We start from the raw sequence: 17,568 nt of genomic DNA, 5'->3' as shown, positions 1-17,568 counted from the left end.
GGCCGGGGCCGTGCCGGCCGACGCCGCTCCGGTCAGGGTGAGCGGAACGGTGGCGAGTAAGCCGATGAGGAGTGTCTTCCAGAGCTTCACGACCGGGACGTCCTTCCGTCAAGGATGGGCTCAGCCATCCGGCGAGTGACACGAGCTTGGGAGCTGCGTGCCGGCGACGTCCAACGTTTCGGGCTGGGCCGAAGGGTCGGCCCGCCGCTCAGGCCACGCAGTTCATCAGGGAGCCGACGGGGGCCGTGCGGTAGCGGGCCCAGTAGGTCTCGTCCCGGGTCTCGCACGCGGGCGGAGTCCGGGTCGGCTGCCAGGTGACGGTGGCGAAGCCCGCGTCGGCGGCGGCCTCCGCGAAGTCGGCGTGGGCCCACTCGCGGCATTCGAACGGCACCGGCGGGTCCGTCTCCAGCCGGGCCCGCAGCAGTGGGGCGTCCCCGCCGGGAGAGCGCTCGACGACGCTGATCCCGTACGGCGCCCAGTCCGCGTAGGGGAAGGCCCCCGGGTTCGGCACGATGGCCAGCAGCCGCCCGCCGGGGCGCAGGTTGGCGCGTACGGCGCGGAACATGGCGTGCAGGGCCGTGCGGTCGTGGGCCTGGTTGAACAGGTACACGGCGGTGGCCAGGTCGAACGGCCCCAGGGCCGGCATGCCGGCCGCCGCGTCCGCGACGACGTACTCGACGGCGTGCGCGAGGTCCGCGCCGGTCTCCCTGGCCCGGCGGATGCGCTCGGGGCAGCTGTCGACGCCCACCGTCCTGCGGGCCCCGCCGCTCGCCAGCAGCCGGGTGGTGCTGCCGTGTCCGCAGGCCATGTCGAGGGCGTCGAGGCCGCGGACGCCGCCGAGGGCGTCCAGGGCCGTGCGCAGGGTGAAGGCATCGGCGACCGAGAAGGCCGGCGGGGGCGTTGACGAGGTGTCGTACTGCTGTCGCATGTCCGCAAGCCTGCCCGCCCGCAGCCCCGGCCGACGGCCCCCACCCCGGAGCTCCCCCGGACGGGGGAGGCGTTCGGATCAGTCCGTACGGCTTACGGGGCTGCGCCCTCGTCCGCCGGGCGGACACGGTCCGCCGCCACGGACGACGCGCGGCCGCCCTGTCCGGGGCCAGCCTGTACCGCATGACGACAGCGAGCAGTCCCCTCCCCTCCTGCGCACCCACGCCTGAGCCTGCGCCGGCCTGGGCCCGCCGCGCCGCCCACGCCATCGCCCTGTGCGCCGTCCCGTCCGGCCTGTGGCGCATCGCCATGGCATCGGGTGTCTACGTGGGCTACGGCGACCAGGTGCTGCGCGAGGCCTTCGACATCCCGGGCTGGGGCATCGCCTACGTCGTCGGGCTCGCCGTCCTCGCCGAACTGGCCGCGTTGTTTCCGGTGCTGCTCGTCAGCGACCGGTGGCGGCCGCTGCGCCCCGCGGTCCTCGCCCCGCTGGCCTGGACGGCCTCGGGCGTCCTGGTCCTGGGGGCACTGTCGCAACTCGTGGTGCTCTTCACCGTCGAGAGCCATTCGTACCTGTCGAGCGGTACGCCGCAGACCGTGTGGGGCTTCGCCTTCGCCCCGCTACTGGCCATACCGGCCCTGATGACCGCGGTGACCTGGTCGTACGCGAAGCGGCACCGGGCAGGGTGACGGCTACGCGCCGGCGGTGTCATCTCCCTTCGGCAGCAGGCCGGTTGTGCGGGTCCCCCGGCCGTGGGGGGCGTACGGGGGTCAGGGCGACCAGGACCGGGCGGGTGGAAGCCGGCTCCGGGCCCGGGCCCCCGAGGAGGCCGCCGGGGCATGCCGCGCACGAGCGGGTGGCGGCCAGGCAGCCCCCGCAGTCCCGGCCGCCGATCTCCTCGCGGCGCAGTCGGCCCTTGCGGACCCAGTACGCGGCGAGGTCGGCCGCCTCGGCCCGGTCGATGCCCAGCCGGTCGGCGATCTGCGCGAGCCCTTCCCCGGGGGCGGCCTCCTCGAAGGCGCGCAGCAGGCGGCGCAGCATGCCGGGGCCGGGGCCTGGGCCGGTGCCGGGGCCGGTGGCACCACGGGTGCCGGTGGCGCCCCCGTCGGTCCCATCTGTCCCGTCGAGCCCGTTGATTCCGTTCACCACACCAGCCTCGCGATCTGGAAGACCCCGACGGCCAGCAGCCAGGCCGCGGTCAGTTGGATGCCGAAGCCGATGACGGTCAGCCGGGTGCCGATCTCGGCCCGCTGCGCGGCCAGGGTGGCGAAGCAGGGGGTGTAGGCGAGGATGAAGACCAGGAAGGCGAGCGCGGCCGCCCGCTGGTGCCCGCCGGAGGATTCCTCGAAGGTGGCGTGCAGGCTCGCGGTGAGCTTGGGGTCGCCGTCCTCCTCGGCCGAGTAGGTCTGGGCGAGGGTGGAGATCACGCCCTCCTTGGCGATGAGGCCGGTGCCCAGCGCCGCCGTGGCGTGCCAGTCGCCGAAGCCGGCCGGGGCCACGAGGGGCGCCGTGGCGCGGGTGACCGTACCGAACACGCTCTGTTCGACGTCGACCTTGCCGAAGCCTCCGTGGCCGGCCGCGGCAGGGATCGCCATGAGGAGCCAGACGCCGGCCGCGGTCGCAACGATGATGCCGCCGGCGGTGCGCAGGAAGGCTGCGAGCTTCTGCCAGACCTGGGCTCCGGTGACCCGCAGGGTGGGCAGCCTGTACGGAGGCAGCTCCAGGACGAGCGGTTCCTCCTTCATGTCCCGGAAGAGCAGGGGCCGCAGGATCAGGCCCATGCCGACGACCAGCAGCACGGAAGCGACGTAGAGGAAGAAGACGACGGTGCCGGAGTTCGAGCCGAAGAAGACGCCCGCGATCATCACGTAGACCGCGAGGCGGGCGGTGCAGCTCATGTACGGGATGAGCAGGCCGACGAGCATGCGGTGCGAGCGGCGGTTGAGGATCCGGGTGCCGGCGAGGGCGGGGACGTTGCAGCCGAAGCCGACGACGAGCGGCAGGAAGGCCCGGCCGGGCAGCCTCAGCGTGCGCATCAGGCGGTCGGCGACGAACGCGGCGCGGGCGAAGTAGCCGGAGTCCTCCAGCAGGGCCAGCAGCAGGAACATGATGATCATCAGCGGGACGAAGGTGAGCAGTTGGCCCACTCCGTTGATCAGGCCGTCGACCAGCAGTCCGGTCAGCCAGCCGGGCGCGCGGGCGGCTTCCAGGAGTCGGTCGGCGCCGCCGCTGACGGGGCCGGAGACGAAGTCGCCGAGGCCGTCCTGGAGCGGTTTGGCCAGGACGGTGGTGGCCTGGAAGACGCCCCACATCACGGCGAGGAAGAACGGGATGCCGAAGCCGCGGGACAGCAGGAGCCGGTCCACCCGGTCGGTGAGGGTGGGCCGGGCCCCGGCCGGGCGGGGCGCCGCGCGTTCGATGACGGCGTGCGCCCAGGCGTAGCGGGCCTCGGCGACGAGGAGTTCGGCATCGGTGTCGGTGTCGGTGTCGGTGTCGGTACCAGTGCCGGCATCGGCATCGGCATCGGTGGTGCCCTCCTCTGCGGCCGACGCGGCCGCGGCGAGCCGGTCCGCCGCCGCCCCGGCCCGCTCGGCCAGCTCCGCCGGGACCGCGGGAGGCTGCTCCCCGCAGAGCAGGCTCACGGCCAGCCACCGGGCGGGGTGCGGGGTGCGCCCGGAGGCCGCCGCGGCCAGCTCCGCCAGTTCGGCCGCCACGGGCGAGCCGGCTGCCCAGGCGAAGGTCCGCCCGGGGCGCGGGGCTGCCGCGTCCAGGGCCTCACCGACCGCGTCGGCGAGCAGGTCCAGCCCGGCCCCGGTGCGTCCTTCCACCCGTACGACGGGCAGCGCGAGCTCGCGGGCCAGCGCGTCGGGGGCGGGGGGCGCGCCGCGCCGGGCGGCCACGTCGTTCATGGTGAGCGCGACCACGACCGGAATGTCGGTGTCGAGGATCTGCGAGAGCAGGTACAGGTTGCGGGCCGGATTGGCCGCGTCGAGGGCGAAGACCACCGCGTCGGGCCGCTCCCCCGCCGGCGCGGTCAGCACGTCGCGCACCAGCGCCTCGTCCGGGGAGTCGGGCAGCAGGCTGTACGAACCGGGCAGGTCGGCGACGCGCAGCGGGCGGCCGCCGCCCGCGGTGCGCCAGTCGCCCTGGGCGACGGAGACGGTCTTGCCCGGCCAGTTGCCGACGCGCTGATGGGCGCCGGTGAGGGCGTTGAAGAGGGTCGACTTGCCGACGTTGGGATTGCCGACGAGGGCGACGAACGGCGTACCGGTCCGACGCTCCACCGTCGCGGTCGCCCCGGCCCCGGCCCCGGCCCCGGTGGCGTGACAGCTCATCCGGCGCACCTCAGCCGGCCGGCGGTACGGGTGTCCAGCGCGACCCGGGTGTCACCGAGCCCGACGAGCAGGCCTCCGGTCGCGCCCCGGGCGATCACGGTGACGTCCGCGCCCGGTACGAAGCCGAACTCCAGGAGCCGGCGCCGGCTCCCGCCGGCCTGACCGGGGTCGATCCCCGTGATGCGTACGGTCGTCCCTGGACGGCTGTCGTTGAGCGACGGCACCGGACCTCCTTGTTCGAATCCACTAAGGCAAACCTAAGCAGTCCGAGGAGTGTCGGTAGCGGGGCAAAGTCCCTGATCGACAGGGTCTTTCAGCCCACCGGTCCCACATGACCATCGGCCGATCGACCGAGCCGGGGGCGTCGAGGTGGGGGCGTCGAGGCGGGGCGAACACCGTTGCGGGGAGACCGGCCCGACCCGCCCGTACGCCCGTCCGGCCGTACGAGAGGATGCAGCTCAGCCCCTCGAGAAGAGAGCGAGCCCCACGGTGACCGAACCGGCCCCGGTGAACTTGATCGACCTGGGAGACGAGGACGGAACCCGCTGCGTCGTCCGCGTGACGGGCCGCCATCGGCCCGGGATCCTGACCGGCCATGACATTCTCCGAGCCGACGTCCTGGTCACCGCCGACTTCGTCGATGCCAGGCTCGAGCTCTTCCTGCTCCAGCAGGACCTCGACACCTGGCAACACGACCTGACCCGACTGGCGCCGGGCGCGGGCGCGACCATCGGCGGCGACCGCGGGCCGAGTCTCGACCTCACCGTGCACGGGGCCGGGACGGTGTCGCTGACGGTCCAGGACCCGGACCGCCTCAGCATCCTGCTGTGGATCGAACCGCAAGGATCCTGGGTCCAGGACCACCACCGCCGACTCCACCAGGTTCGGGAGACCTGGCCCAGCGAGGTCGTGGAGACGTCTCCCACGGCCTACGAATGGAGCCCCGGCCGCAAACGCTAGGGCGCGCCGCGAGCCCCGGGCGTCGGAGACCGACTGCCCCGGCGCTGCCGGTCAGCGGGAGCGGGCGTCGGCCGCGATCGGGTGGGTGGAGTGGCTTTGCAGGTCCGATCATCGGAGGTCATGTCGGAGGCGCCGCCGGAAAGGAGCGTCCGCGGGGTGTGCGGAAGCGCCGGCCCGAGGGCATTCTGGAGGGGTGACGGCGAGACCGGACACCGGCGGCCCCGTCACCGACGCGACGGCCCGGACACTCGCGCGGGCCGCTCTCGATGCCGCGGGGGCCGCCGGCGGGTACGCGGGCGGGGTCTACCTGCGCTCCGGCACGGAAGGGCTGCTGCTGATGGCGGCCGTGACCGGGATCCCGGGCCCGCTGTTCCGCCCCTGGTGGCGGATGCACGTGAACCGCCCGTACCCCGTCGCCGAGGCCTACCGGTCCGGGCAGTCCGTGCACCTGCCCGACGCGGAATCGGCGATGCGGCGCTTCCCCCAGCTGATGGCCGGGCTGCCGTTCCCGTTCGCCTCCCTCTACGAGCCCGTGACCCGCGGCCGCGAGCGCTACGGCGTCCTCGTGGTGCTGCGCCCCGCGACCCCCGGGGTCCCGGTCGGGCCCGGCGACCGGAAGCGGCTGCGCGCGGTGGCCACCCGGCTGGCCGGGGAGCTGGCCGCGCTGGCCGCGGGCGGGGCGACGGTGACCTGGGAGGGCGAACCGGTGTGCTTCCCAGGTCCGGGCCTGGCGGGCACCCCCGCGGACGGCACGGCAGGCAGCACGGCAGGCGGTGCAGCGGGCCGCACGGCAGGCGACCCCCGGGGCAGCCGCCAGGGCAGTCCCGGGGACGGCTCCGCCGAGGGCGGCGCCCGCGCCGCCGTGGACCGGCTGGACCTGGCCGTCCTGTCCGTGGACCGGCAGGGCGTGATCGGCTTCACCAACTCCCGCGCCCGCTCCGCCGCCACGACCCTGCTCGACCCCGACGGGGCGGAACTCTCCGGGCGGATGCTGTGGGAAGCCCTGCCCTGGCTCGGAAACCCCGCCTACGAGGACCACTTCCGGGCCGCGTTCCTCTCCCCCGCTCCCGTGCACTTCCAAGCCGTCCGCCGCGGACCCGAACCCTCCCCGCACTGGCTGTCGGTGGGTCTGCATCCCGGGATCGACGGGGTCACCGTCACCATCGCCGAGGCCGAACCACCCACGTACGCACCCGAGTCGCTGATGCGGCCCGGCGCTGGGTTCGGTTCCCCGGGCCTGGGTTCGCCCGCCGACCGGGCTTCGGCCCTGTACCGGCCGGTGGCGCTGGCCATCGCGCTGACCGAGGCGGTGACGGCCCGCCAGGTGTCGATGGTGGTCACCGACGAGCTGCTCCCGGCCTTCGGCGGACGGCAGTTGGCGATCTACCTGCTCGGAGAGGGCCATCTGCACCTGGCGTGGGAGACCGGTTTCCCCCAGGGCTTCCTCGACCGGTTCGACGGGGTCGCGCTGGACGTGCGGCTGCCCGGGGTGGAGACCCTCACCTCGGGCCGTCCGATGTTCTTCGAGTCGATGCAGCACCTGGCCGCCGCCTACCCGGGAATCGAGCTGGACGCCGATGTCGGCGCCCGCGCCTTCCTCCCCCTGATCGCCTCCGGCCGGCCCGTCGGCTCGTGCATCCTCGGCTTCGACGCCCCGCGCGGATTCAGCCCGGAGGAGCGTACGGTACTCACCGCCCTGGCCGGGCTGATCGCGCAGGCGCTGGAGCGGGCCCGGCGCTACGACAGCGAATCGGCGCTGGCACGCGGGCTCCAGGCGGCGCTGCTCCCGCACCGACTGCCGGTGCGCGAGAACGTGGTCACGGTGGCGCGGTACCTGCCCGGCACCGCCGGGATGGACGTCGGCGGCGACTGGTACGACGTCATCGAAGCGGGCGACGGGCGGCTCGCGCTGGTCATCGGCGACGTCCAGGGCCACGGGGTGGCTGCCGCGGCCACCATGGGGCAACTGCGCAGTGCCGTACGGGCCTTCACGCTCGGCGGCAATACGCCGGAACAGGTGATGCGCGGCACGAACGAGCTGCTCATCGACCTCGATCCGGGTCAGTTCGCCAGCTGCTGCTACGTCCTGCTCGACCCGGCGTCCGGCCTCGCCCTCGCCGTCCGGGCCGGGCATCCCCAGCCGCTGCTGCGACATCCGGGCGGCCGGACGGAGGTGCTGGACCTGGCGGGCGGGATGGTGCTCGGCATCGACGCCGAGGCCACGTATCCGGTGACCCGGCTGCGGATCGAGCCGGGGGCGGTGCTCGCGCTGTACACCGACGGCCTGGTGGAGATCCCGGGCACGGACATCGACATGGGAGTGGAGCGGCTGCGCGCCGCACTCGCGGACGCCGGTCCCGCTCCGCTGACCGAGACGGCGGACCGGCTGGTCGCCGAGGCGGGGCACTCCACCGACCGGCCGGACGACATCGCCCTGCTGCTGGCATCCCGCACGTCCGCCCCGGAGGTGGCCACCCCGGACCGGGCAGACGCGGACCGGGCAGACCCCGAGCAGCCGGACCCGGACCGGTCACACCCGAACCGGGCAGCCCCGGAGAGGGCCGCCCCCCACGAGGCCCGCGCCGCGGGGGACGACCCGCGCGCGGAGCCCCGTAGGACGACCTTCTAGGCCGTGTGCCGATGGATCTTGAGCGATGAATGATCATCGTTCATGGGGCGGGGAGAACTCACGGTCGAACAGTGGGCGTTGCTGGAGCCGTTGTTGCCGAAGGGGGCGAAGGCGGGGAGGCCGCCCGTCTGGCCTCGGCGGTAGTTGATCGACGGCATACGGTTCCGGGTCCGGACCGGTGTTCCGTGGCGGGACCTGCCCGCGGAGTACGGACCCTGGGTCCGGATCTACGATCTGTTCCGCCGGTGGCAGCGGGACGGCATCTGGCACCGGATCCTTACCCGACTCCAGTCCCTGGCCGACGCGAAGGGTGCGATCGTGTGGGACCTGAGCGTCGATTTCCACGGTGTGCCGCGCCCATCAGCATGCGGCCGGAGCCCGAAAACAGAGTGACCTGCAGAAGCAACCGCCAGGTGGAGTGGTCACCGAGCCAGGTGACCACGGGCTGGGACGCTCGCGCGGCGGGTTCACCACCAAGCTGCACCTGGCCGTCGAGCAAGGCCAAAAGCCCATGTCGATCGTGGTGACGGCAGGGCAGCGCGGAGCTCGCCGCAGTTCGAACCCGTGCCGGCAAAGATCCGCGTACCCCGCATCGGACCGGGCCGGCCGCGGGTCCGCCCCGACCGCGTTCGGGCCGACAAGGCGTACGCCTCCCGCAAGAACCGCGCCTACCTGCGCCGCCGGGGAATCCGCTGCACCATCCCGAACAAGGTCGACCAAACGCGCAACCGCAGAAGACTCGCCTCCCGCGGCGGCCGCCCACCGCATTTCGAACTGCCGACCACCGCGAGCGCCACGCGGTCGAGTGCGGGATCAACCGCCTCAAGAGGCACCGCGCCGTCGCCACGCGATACGACAAGCTCGCGGTCCGCTACGAGGCGACCGTGCTTGTCGCAGCTATCAACGAGTGGCTGTGACCCATGCCCATCGCCCTAGCCTCTGCCCCACCTTCCCCCTTAGGCTGCGTGATCCACATCGTTCGGGGGATCATGAACTTCACTCGATATCGCAAACCGTCGGCCTTCCTGCTGCTGGCAGTGGCAGTCATCTTCGGTATCGCGGCCGTAGTCGGATTCGAGGCAGGAGGCGAGGGCGAGCTGATCCTGCTGCTCCGCCTCCGCGAGTACGTCCTTCTGCTGGGATGGCTCGCCCTGGCCGCGCTCATCGGGGCGGTCCTCCTGGGACTGGCCGAGTCTTCGCTGCGCACGCCCTTGGCCATCGCGCTGCTCGTCATCGGCGTCCCCACGCTGCTCATCGGGGGCTTTGTCTCCGCGGTATTCGGTGGGGAGGACGAGGCGTTGAAGACTGAATCGGCCCCCGGCCGTGCCGACCGCCAACTGGTCGTGGTGTCACGAAGCGGCTCCCTTGACCCGGTTTGGTGCGTCTACGTCCACCAGGGGAAGCCACCGCGGGAACGCCGGTGGACTGTCGGCTGCTTCAACGGCGACTCCGAAGACAACGGACTCAGCGAGACCGTGTGGACGGCTCCCGACCGGATTCGCATGACCACCGAGGGAGGCGACCTCCACGAAGTGACCATCGCCCCACACGGTCGGCCCGACCGGGTCGTTTCCGTCGGCTAGCGACCTGAGTCGGAATGTTCTACACCTCGATCGGTGGTTGGACCCGCTCCTGGCCGAGGTGCGGCTCGTCCCACACTGCTGACCGCAGCACCAGAAGGCCGGACGAGTGGCCGAGGAATCTCCGACCTCGGTCACCAGAGCACTTCCGATACACGCCCGGGTAGAAGACTGCCGGACGTTGGTTACACATGGGCTCCGAGTAGACGGAGATCTGCCATGCCCCCTTCGCTGCAACAGCAGCAGGACCTTCAGGGAACCGCTCAGGCAGATCGCGCTGGTGCACCCCGGTCCGGCCCCGGTGCAGAATCCCGTTGATCACCCTCCGGTGATCACGCCGCCGCCCGCACCGGCCGTTGCTCACCGACAGGAACGGCCGCAACCGTTCCCACTCCGCGTCCGACAGATCACCGTGTCCTCCCCTCCGGGGCTCGGGGAGCTGCGAGGCCGACCCCGTGGATGACCGAACACGCGCGTAAGGCCGATCACGGGGTTGGCGTCGCAGTTCCCCGAGCCCCTGTTGTGGAGACCGTGCCGTAGGCCCGGAGGGTGTCAGCCGGGTCGCCGGGGCGGCCTCGCAGGGTGGCGTCCAGAAAGGCGAGGGTGGCCGCGGCGACGATGCGCGGGCTCTCGGTGCGGCCCAGGGTGCCCACGATCGAGGGCACCGGCGGCAGGTAGAGCGGGCCGTCCATGAAGCTGAGGTGCCCGGCGCCGGGGACGGTGAGCCGATAGCTCGTCGCGGTGTTGTGCTCGAGGGCCTCGGTGAGCCGGGGCAGGTAGCGCGGGTCGGTGCCGGCGGTGATCTCCTGGGTGAGCGCGAGCGCCGGCTGCTCGAGGGCGGGCGCGGTCGGGCCGTGGGGGTAGCCGTCCAGGTCGACGACGGCGTCGAACCGGCGGTCCTGCCGGGCCGCCTGCAGGGCGGCGGCTCCGCCCAGGGAGTGCCCGGCCGCCGCGGCGCGGCCGGTGTCCAGGCGTCCGGTCAGCGGGTCGGCGGTCTCACCGCGGTCCAGTCGCTCCAGCCGCGTGAGGACGAAGCCGAGGTCGGCGGCCCGGACGGCGGTCCAGCCGGCGGCCGGCTCCTCGTCCCTGTCGCGGTCCCCGGAGGAGGCGGTGGTGGCGCGGATCGTGACGCCGTCGGCGAGGACGACGACGGCGGAATCGTACGGGTGGTCGAGGGCGGCGACCAGGTAGCCGTGGCTGGCCAGCTCCTCCGCCCAGGCGGTGTTCTGGGACCGCACCCCGCCCGACCCCGGGGAGAAGAGGACGACCGGGAACCGCTCTCCCCCGCCGGCCACCGGGGCGTCGACGACCGCGCGGCTGCGGGCCCTCGGGACGCCGGCGACCAGGAAACCGGGCAGGCCGACCCCGTCGGCGAGGGCCTCGGAGACGGTCCGCGCCTCGCCCTCCGTGCGTCCCAGGTACTGGGCCCGAGGGACGCCCGCAGGGCTCTTCTGCGCCGGGTACCAGAGCTGGACCACGACCGTGCGCCGGTCGTCCGGATCGGCGGTGAAGCTCTCGGGGCGGAGCGGGTCGGTCCACTGCACCACCCGGGTACCGACCGCGAAGGCACCCGTCGGCTCGGGAAAGACGGGCACGGGGAAGGCCCAGGCGGCCACCGGGCCGGTGGCGATCAGGCCGGCGCAGGCCAGTGATCCCGGCAGGGCCAGCCACCAGCGGGCCCGCCACGCCGGTCGGCCGGCACCGCGCCGCAGCAGGGGCGGGAGGGCGAACGCCGAGGCGACGGCGGCGCCGGCCAGGACCGGCAGCATCTGCCAGCGGACCCCCACGATGCCCAGCACGATCGCCGACGGTAGGAGGACCGCCCCTGCCACGACGGTGACGGGCCGGCGGGCGGCTTGGGGGAGCCAGCGCGCCACCAGCAGCGCAACGGCGCCCAGCAGGACGAGGACTTCCGGAAGGGACAGGAAAAGCCCCGGGATGGTTTCGGTCACCCGGCCATGCTCGGCGCCGGGCCCGCGCCGCCGCATCGGCCCCGGGTCGCCGCCGACTGCGACCGGGGTGGCAACCGGGCACCCCGGACCGGCGGGCGGCCTGCGACCGCGGGAGGTGGCGGGTCTCCTCCTGTGGTCGTACCCCGGCACATGGCGCTACGACGCCGGGCTCATGTGCGGCGCGGACCCGCGGCCTAGGGCCTGTCGTCAAACTCCCTTCTGCCTCGCGGCGCCTGGCACGCGCTCGCGCCGCCCCGGGCGAAAGCCAAGTACGTCCGGTACGCAGGCTTCCGCCCGGCGCGCCGAGAGCACGCACCAGACGCCGCGAGGCCGCCCTTCGGGCGACGACGGGAGTTTGACGACAGGCCCTAGGCTGCGGCTGTACGCGGTGGCGACCCCGGCCGGGCCGCCACGACGACCGAGCGGCGGAGAGGTGTGACGGTGCGCCAACGGGACCGGGTACCGCCCCTGGTGTGGGACTCGGTACTGCCGGCGCTGCTCCTGCTCAACGTCGTGACCACGTACCCGGCCCGGGAGCTGCCGGTGGCGGCGGCGCTCACCGCCGCCCTGGCGCTGCCCCTGGTGTGGCGGCGCCGGGCCCCGCTCGCGGTGTTCGCCGCCGTGGTGGCCGCGGCCTTCGTCCAGTGGCTGGTGGACGTCCAACTGCCCGGGGACATCGCCCTGCTGGTGGCCCTGTACACGGCCGCCGCGCACACGGGCCGGCGCGGCACGCTGCTCGCCGCAGCCGTCGTGGAGGGCGGGGCCGTGCTGGCCTGCCTGCGCTGGACACAGGACGGCGCGTTCCTGACCCCGTTCGTCGCGCTCTCCGCGACGGTGGTAGCCGCCGCCGTCCTCGGGGTGAACGTGCGGACCGGCCGGGCCTACCTCGCCGCCGTGCAGGAGCGGGCCGAACGGCTGGCGCTGCACCAGGAGCAGCAGGCGCTGCTGGCCGTCGCCGAGGAGCGGGCCCGGATCACCCGCGAGATGCACGACATCGTCACCCACAACCTGTCCGTCATGGTCGCCCTCACCGACGCCGCCGTCTACGCGCAGCACAGCTCCCCGGACCGGGCCACCGCCGCGATGCTGCAGATCTCCGAGACGGGCCGGCAGGCCCTCACCGACATGCGGCGCTCGTTGGGCGTCCTGCGGTCCGACGAGCCGGACGCCGAGCGCCACCCGCTGCCCGGCATCGCCCAGCTGGAGGCGCTCGCCGACCAGATGGCCGCCGCCGGGCTGCCGACCGGCCTGGAGGTCCACGGCGGCCACGCCCATGTGCCGGCCACCGCACAACTCACCGTCTACCGCCTGGTGCAGGAAGCGTTGACCAACACCCTCAAGCACACCCCCGCCGGCACCCGCGCGACGGTCCTGGTCGAGTGCTCGGCCGGGAGCGTCGGTGTGGAGGTCACCGACAGCGGCCCCCGGCCGGCGCTTCCCGCCTCCGCACCGTCCGGCCACGGCATCCACGGCATGCGCGAGCGCGCAGCCGCCTACGGGGGGACGCTGCGGGCCGGACCGCTTCCGAGCGGCGGCTGGGGCGTCCGTACCCGACTCCTGCTCAACAGCAGCGGGACGGGCGCCGTATGACGATCCGCATCGTGATCGCCGACGACGAGGCGCTGCTCCGGATGGCCTTCGGCACGTTCCTGGAGGCCCAGCCCGACATGGCTCCGGTCGGCGAGGCCGCGGACGGCGCCCAGGCCGTCCGCCTCTCCCGGGAGCTGCGGCCCGACGTCGTACTGATGGACGTCCGGATGCCCGGGACGGACGGGATCGAGGCGACCCGGCAGGTCGTCGAGGCCTCCCCGGGGAGCAGGGTGCTGATCCTGACCACCTTCGACCTGGACGCGTACGCCTTCGCCGCGCTCGGCGCCGGGGCCTCGGGCTTCCTGCTGAAGAACACCCGGCCCGAGGAGTTGCTCACCGCGATCCGCAACGTCGCGGCGGGTGACGCGGTGCTCTCCCCGCGGATCACCCGGCGCCTGCTCGAGGACTTCCGTCCGCACCTGGCCGACGGGGGAACCGCCGTCCGCGACGCGCGGCTGGACCGGCTCAGCGCCCGGGAGCGCGAGGTGCTCGTCGAGGTCGGTCGCGGCCTGTCCAACACCGAGATCGCGGCCGCCCTGTACCTCGCGGAGGCGACCGTGAAGTCCCATCTGGGGCGGATCCTGCTCAAGCTGGAACTCCGCGACCGGATCCAGGCCGTGGTCTTCGCCCACGAGAACCGCCTGATCCCCCCGGCCTGACGCCGACTGAGGGCGGAGTTCGCGGAGTCGCTGCGCTGGTCGCCCTGGACCGGGAAGAACGAGCAGATCGAACGACGGTTGCCGGATCGGCCGGACAGCCCCTGGGGCGCGGGCTGCCCTTGCGTCGCCCGCGCCCTTCCTCCTGCCGCTACCTCTTGGCGTAGGCGCGGGCGTACGAGTCGCCCGCGATCAGGGCGTCGGCGACCATCTCCGGGGTCACCGGGAACGGCATGTTGTGCGTGGTCTCGCCCTCCGCGGTGGCCGCGCGCCCGATGGCGAGGAGCTCCTCGCGGTCCGGGTCGCCGAGGCCGATCTCGGCGAGGGTGGTGGGCAGGCCGACGGCGCGGCTGAAGCGCAGGTAGGTGTCCAGCTCGTCGGTCGGGGCGCCTTCCAGGACCAGCTGGGCGAGGGTGCCGATGTTGACCTTCTCGCCGTGCATCATGCCGTGCACCTTGTGCGAGACGGTCAGCCCGTTGTGGATGCCGTGCGCGGCGGCGAGGCCGCAGGACTCGAAACCGAGGCCGGAGAGGAGCGTGTTGGCCTCCGTGACCTTCTCCAGCGCCGGGGTGACCACGTGCGCCTCGGCGGCCAGCCGGGCCTGGGGGCCGTACTCCATCAGGGTCTCCCAGCACAGCCGGGCCAGCGCGAGGGAGGCCTCGGTGGCGAGACCGCCGGCCATGGCGACCCGGTTGGCGGCCACGCAGACCCTGGCCTCGTACCAGGTGGCGAGCGCGTCGCCCATGCCGGAGACGATGAAACGGCTCGGCGCACCCGCGACGAGCGCGGTGTCGACGAGCACCAGGTTGGGGTTGCGCTGGAAGAAGGAGTAGCGCTCGAAGGCGCCCGACTCGGTGTAGATCACGGCGAGCGCGCTGGTCGGCGCGTCGGTGGAGGCCACCGTGGGCGCGGACACGACGGCGATGTCGCCGAGCGCGTGGCCCACGGCCTTCGCCGTGTCGATGGCGGTGCCGCCGCCGATGCCGATGATGACGTCCGCGCCGGCGGCCTCGGCGGCCGCGGCGACCCGGTCGATCTCCTTCTGGGTGCAGAGCCCGCCGAAGACCTCCTTCGTCAGCTCGACCCCGGATCCGGAGAGGGAAGCGGTGACGGCCGTGTCCACGAAGCCCCAGACGCCCTTGTCCGCGAGGACCACGGCGTTCGTCCCGAGGCGGGCCGTGTGCTCGCCCAGGTCGTTCATCGCCCCGGCGCCCTGCACGTACTTCGGCGGACTGATCATCATGCGCGTACCGACGGTCTTCACGTGAATCCTCCTCATCGCGAATTCATTTCCCCTTGCTTATTCATCCCTATCACGAATTTCGGCCGCACCCGAGATATGCACGGCCCCCCTTGCGGACAGGCCTTTCCGCGCCCCGATCCGGGACCAAGGACCCGAGCTGTTCCGCAGGTTCGCCAGGGTAAAGTTCCAGCCAAGTGCCCCGGAAGCGGTGGCGGATCGGCGACGGTGCCGACTTAATACCGTCCCGCAATTCCTATTTCCGCTCCGGCCCGGCGTGACGAGTTACCCGTTCCGCGTTCCCCTTTCGAGGAAAGAGGCCCCCGTGAAGAAGCTCATCAATTCCCCCGAGAGTGTCGTCTCCGACGCACTGCGCGGAATGGCCGCCGCTCACCCGGGGCTCCGCGTCGAGGCGGAGAAGGGCATCGTCACGCGGGCCGCCGGAGCGGCCGGGGAGCCGGCCGGGAAGGTCGCGCTGCTGTCGGGCGGCGGCAGTGGGCACGAGCCCCTGCACGCCGGGTTCGTCGGGCGCGGCATGCTGGCGGCGGCCGTGGCCGGCCCGGTGTTCACCTCCCCGGTGCCGGACAACATCGCGGCCGCGACCTGCGCGGTCGACGCCGGTGCGGGCGTCCTGCACATCGTGAAGAACTACACGGGCGACATCCTCAACTTCACGATGGCGGCGGAGGACTGCGAGGACGAGGGCGTCAAGGTCGAGCAGGTCGTCGTGGACGACGACGTGGCCGTCGCCCGGACGGAGCACGGGCCCGGCCGACGCGGCACCGGCGCCACCCTGTTCGTGGAGAAGATCGCGGGCGCGCTCGCCGAAGAGGGCGCTCCGCTCGCCGAGGTGGCCGCGGTCGCCCGCAAGGTCAATGCGAACGCGCGCAGCTACGGCGTCGCCCTGACCTCCTGCACCACCCCCGCCAAGGGAAGCCCCAACTTCACCCTCGGTGAAGACGAGATCGAGCTGGGCATCGGCATCCACGGCGAGCCCGGCCGCGAACGCCGCACGATCATGACGGCCGCCGAGACCGCGGAGGCGATGCTCGACGCCATCCTCGACGACCTCCCGGAGGCGTCCGGCGCCCCCGTCATCCTCCTCGTCAACGGCCTGGGCGGGACCCCGCCCGTGGAGCTGTACATCATGCGCGCGGAGGTCGAGCGGGTGCTCGGCGAGCGCGGGGTCACCGTGGCCCGGTCCCTGGTCGGCAACTACGTCACCAGCCTGGACATGGCCGGCTGCACCCTCACCCTGTGCCGCGCCGACGAGGAGCTGCTGCGCCTGTGGGACGCGCCGGTGGACACCCCGTCCCTGCGCTGGGGCTGCTGACCCCGCCCGCTCTTCCCTCCCGACACCCTCCAGGAGCCCTTCCCCATGACCGCCACGCCCGCCACCCCGACGACGACCTCCACAAGCCCGGCCCCCGCGCTGGACGCCCCCATGGACACCGCCTACTTCCGCCGCTGGATCGCCGAGACCAACCGGCTCGTACGGCGGGACAGCGCGCGCCTCACCGAGCTGGACGCGGTCATCGGCGACGGGGACCACGGGGCCAATCTCGTACGGGGCTTCGGCGCCGTCGGCGCGGCCGTGGCCGAGCACCGGCCCGCCACCCCGGGGGCGCTGCTGACGCTGGCCGGCACCACCCTGACGAACACCGTGGGCGGCGCCTCCGGCCCGCTGTTCGGCACCGCGCTGCGCCGCACGGGCAAGGTGCTCGGCGACACCGGGGCACCGACCGTGGCGGAGCTGGGCGCCGCGCTCGGAGCCGGGCTCAAGTCGGTGCAGAAGCTGGGCGGCGCCGAGCTCGGTGACGCGACCCTGGTGGACGCCCTGGCACCCGCGGTGAGGGCGCTGGCCGAATCCGCCGAGGCGGACCGGCCGCTGCGCGAGGCCCTGGACGAGGCCGTACGGGCGGCCCGCGCGGGCGCCGACGCCACCGAGCCCCTCGAAGCCCGCAAGGGCCGGGCCAGTTACCTCGGCGAGCGCAGCATCGGCCACCAGGACGCCGGGGCCAACTCCGTGGCCCTGCTCATGGAGGCGCTGCGCGCCGCGGTGGACGCACCCGAGGCGGAACTCGCCCCCGAGGAGCCGGCCGTGACCGCGGAGCCGGTGGAGCGGCAGGCACCGAAGACCCGTACAGGCCGCGTCGGCATCGTGCTGGTCTCGCACAGCAAGGCGGTGGCGGAGTCCGTGGCCGCGCTGGCGGGCGCGCTGATCGGCTCGGTGGAGCCGGCTCCGCTGGCGGTGGCGGGCGGCACCCCCGACGGCGGGATCGGCACCAGCGCGGAGCTGATCACGGCGGCCGCCCGGTCGGTGGACGAGGGGCAGGGCGTGGCCGTGCTGTGTGACATGGGCAGCGCGGTGCTGACGGTGAACGCGCTGCTCGGCGAGGAGCCCTCGCAACTGCCCGAAGGCGCGCGGATCGTGGATGCGCCGTTCCTTGAGGGCGCCGTGGCCATCACGCTGACCTCGGCGATCGGCGGAGACCTCGACGCCGTCCTGGCCGCCGCCGAGGACGCGCGCGGCTACCGCAAGCGCTGACCCGGACACCGGACCCCTGACCTGGTGGGGGGGGCGGCCCCCGGGGGGGCGCCCCCCCCGGCTGCGGGGCCCCCGGAAAACAGCCCGGGGGGCAAAAGGCCGGGATTGCCCCCCACCTGGAAAGCCCCGGCGGCCGGGGGGTTGAGAGGG

Annotated in this window: 15 protein-coding genes and 2 pseudogenes; 10 read left to right on the top strand and 7 right to left on the bottom strand. The window is 73.6% G+C overall.

The window, feature by feature from the left end:
• Window positions 1-208 precede the first annotated feature (208 nt).
• A complete protein-coding gene (locus tag ACFVX6_RS38035; protein ID WP_389699159.1) occupies window positions 209-928 on the bottom strand; it encodes a class I SAM-dependent methyltransferase in 720 nt (239 codons plus the stop codon).
• A gap of 173 nt (window positions 929-1,101) precedes the next feature.
• Between ACFVX6_RS38035 and ACFVX6_RS38030 the strand changes: the two genes are divergently transcribed.
• Window positions 1,102-1,617 (top strand): hypothetical protein, encoded by a 516-nt coding sequence (locus ACFVX6_RS38030; RefSeq protein WP_389699162.1) that lies wholly within the window; start codon window positions 1,102-1,104, stop codon window positions 1,615-1,617.
• Between the two features lie 19 nt (window positions 1,618-1,636).
• Here ACFVX6_RS38030 and ACFVX6_RS38025 read toward each other — a convergent pair whose 3' ends face one another.
• From ACFVX6_RS38025 to ACFVX6_RS38015, 3 genes are read right to left on the bottom strand one after another with little or no spacing between them, the layout of a single operon-like run.
• Window positions 1,637-2,074, bottom strand: coding sequence for a helix-turn-helix domain-containing protein (locus ACFVX6_RS38025; protein ID WP_389699158.1), 438 nt, complete (start codon window positions 2,072-2,074; stop codon window positions 1,637-1,639).
• Window positions 2,071-4,263 carry a ferrous iron transport protein B gene (gene feoB, locus ACFVX6_RS38020; protein WP_389699157.1) on the bottom strand — a complete coding sequence of 731 codons (2,193 nt, stop codon included), beginning with the start codon at window positions 4,261-4,263 and terminating at the stop codon, window positions 2,071-2,073. Before feoB ends, ACFVX6_RS38025 begins: the two co-directional genes overlap by 4 nt.
• On the bottom strand, window positions 4,260-4,487 hold the full coding sequence (locus tag ACFVX6_RS38015) for a FeoA family protein (RefSeq protein WP_250739058.1): 228 nt from the start codon (window positions 4,485-4,487) through the stop codon (window positions 4,260-4,262). Before ACFVX6_RS38015 ends, feoB begins: the two co-directional genes overlap by 4 nt.
• Window positions 4,488-4,770: 283 nt before the next feature.
• Here ACFVX6_RS38015 and ACFVX6_RS38010 point away from each other — a divergent pair, with 283 nt between their 5' ends.
• From ACFVX6_RS38010 to ACFVX6_RS37995, 4 genes and pseudogenes are all read left to right on the top strand, one after another.
• Window positions 4,771-5,223, top strand: coding sequence for a DUF5959 family protein (locus ACFVX6_RS38010; protein WP_389699156.1), 453 nt, complete (start codon window positions 4,771-4,773; stop codon window positions 5,221-5,223).
• Between the two features lie 193 nt (window positions 5,224-5,416).
• Window positions 5,417-7,852 carry a SpoIIE family protein phosphatase gene (locus ACFVX6_RS38005; protein WP_389699155.1) on the top strand — a complete coding sequence of 812 codons (2,436 nt, stop codon included), beginning with the start codon at window positions 5,417-5,419 and terminating at the stop codon, window positions 7,850-7,852.
• Window positions 7,853-7,894: 42 nt separating this feature from the next.
• A pseudogene (locus tag ACFVX6_RS38000) lies at window positions 7,895-8,769 on the top strand (IS5 family transposase).
• A 48-nt stretch (window positions 8,770-8,817) separates the two neighbouring features.
• The gene (locus tag ACFVX6_RS37995; protein WP_389699154.1) at window positions 8,818-9,435 is read left to right on the top strand and encodes a hypothetical protein; all 618 of its coding nucleotides are present in this window, start codon (window positions 8,818-8,820) and stop codon (window positions 9,433-9,435) included.
• Window positions 9,436-9,454: 19 nt separating this feature from the next.
• Here the strand turns inward: ACFVX6_RS37995 and ACFVX6_RS37990 are convergent, their stop codons facing one another.
• Both ACFVX6_RS37990 and ACFVX6_RS37985 read right to left on the bottom strand, forming a co-directional pair.
• On the bottom strand, window positions 9,455-9,838 hold the full coding sequence (locus ACFVX6_RS37990; RefSeq protein WP_389699161.1) for a transposase: 384 nt from the start codon (window positions 9,836-9,838) through the stop codon (window positions 9,455-9,457).
• Between the two features lie 79 nt (window positions 9,839-9,917).
• Window positions 9,918-11,420 carry an alpha/beta hydrolase family protein gene (locus ACFVX6_RS37985; protein WP_389699153.1) on the bottom strand — a complete coding sequence of 501 codons (1,503 nt, stop codon included), beginning with the start codon at window positions 11,418-11,420 and terminating at the stop codon, window positions 9,918-9,920.
• Window positions 11,421-11,819: 399 nt separating this feature from the next.
• On the opposite strand from ACFVX6_RS37985, the gene ACFVX6_RS37980 reads away from it, so the two are divergent.
• Both ACFVX6_RS37980 and ACFVX6_RS37975 read left to right on the top strand, forming a co-directional pair.
• Window positions 11,820-12,974, top strand: a complete 1,155-nt coding sequence (locus tag ACFVX6_RS37980; protein WP_389699152.1) for a sensor histidine kinase — start codon at window positions 11,820-11,822, stop codon at window positions 12,972-12,974.
• Entirely contained in the window at window positions 12,971-13,633 is a 663-nt protein-coding gene (locus ACFVX6_RS37975) for a response regulator (protein WP_389699151.1), read from the top strand. The genes ACFVX6_RS37980 and ACFVX6_RS37975 overlap by 4 nt, the downstream gene beginning before the upstream one ends.
• A 148-nt stretch (window positions 13,634-13,781) precedes the next feature.
• On the opposite strand, the gene ACFVX6_RS37970 is transcribed toward ACFVX6_RS37975, so the two are convergent.
• Window positions 13,782-14,894 carry a glycerol dehydrogenase gene (locus ACFVX6_RS37970; protein ID WP_389699150.1) on the bottom strand — a complete coding sequence of 371 codons (1,113 nt, stop codon included), beginning with the start codon at window positions 14,892-14,894 and terminating at the stop codon, window positions 13,782-13,784.
• Between the two features lie 301 nt (window positions 14,895-15,195).
• On the opposite strand from ACFVX6_RS37970, the gene dhaK reads away from it, so the two are divergent.
• The 3 genes and pseudogenes from dhaK to ACFVX6_RS37955 all read left to right on the top strand — a co-directional run bounded on the left by dhaK (window position 15,196) and on the right by ACFVX6_RS37955 (window position 17,418).
• The gene (gene dhaK / locus ACFVX6_RS37965) at window positions 15,196-16,203 is read left to right on the top strand and encodes a dihydroxyacetone kinase subunit DhaK (RefSeq protein ID WP_389699149.1); all 1,008 of its coding nucleotides are present in this window, start codon (window positions 15,196-15,198) and stop codon (window positions 16,201-16,203) included.
• 111 nt (window positions 16,204-16,314) lie between these two features.
• Window positions 16,315-16,935 (top strand): annotated as a pseudogene (dhaL, locus tag ACFVX6_RS37960) (dihydroxyacetone kinase subunit DhaL); the annotation flags it as partial.
• The gene (locus ACFVX6_RS37955; RefSeq protein ID WP_389699160.1) at window positions 16,909-17,418 is read left to right on the top strand and encodes a PTS-dependent dihydroxyacetone kinase phosphotransferase subunit DhaM; all 510 of its coding nucleotides are present in this window, start codon (window positions 16,909-16,911) and stop codon (window positions 17,416-17,418) included. The pseudogene dhaL and the gene ACFVX6_RS37955, both read left to right, overlap by 27 nt.
• The last annotated feature ends 150 nt before the right edge of the window (window positions 17,419-17,568 follow it).

Origin of the sequence: Streptomyces sp. NPDC058289, assembly GCF_042880975.1 — a bacterium.
GTDB classification, from domain to species: Bacteria; Actinomycetota; Actinomycetes; order Streptomycetales; family Streptomycetaceae; genus Streptomyces; species Streptomyces stoeckheimensis.
The sequence above is the reverse complement of the archived record's forward strand: the minus strand, read 5'-3'. Positions and strand labels throughout refer to the sequence as shown.

Excerpts from the sequence above, each read along its gene's own strand:
- ACFVX6_RS38035 (WP_389699159.1), bottom strand. The coding sequence starts at position 928 with ATGCGACAGCAGTACGACACCTCGTCAACGCCCCCGCCGGCCTTCTCG.
- feoB (WP_389699157.1), bottom strand. The coding sequence starts at position 4,263 with ATGAGCTGTCACGCCACCGGGGCCGGGGCCGGGGCCGGGGCGACCGCG.
- ACFVX6_RS37985 (WP_389699153.1), bottom strand. The coding sequence starts at position 11,420 with ATGCGGCGGCGCGGGCCCGGCGCCGAGCATGGCCGGGTGACCGAAACC.
- ACFVX6_RS37975 (WP_389699151.1), top strand. The coding sequence starts at position 12,971 with ATGACGATCCGCATCGTGATCGCCGACGACGAGGCGCTGCTCCGGATG.
- ACFVX6_RS37955 (WP_389699160.1), top strand. The coding sequence starts at position 16,909 with ATGGAGGCGCTGCGCGCCGCGGTGGACGCACCCGAGGCGGAACTCGCC.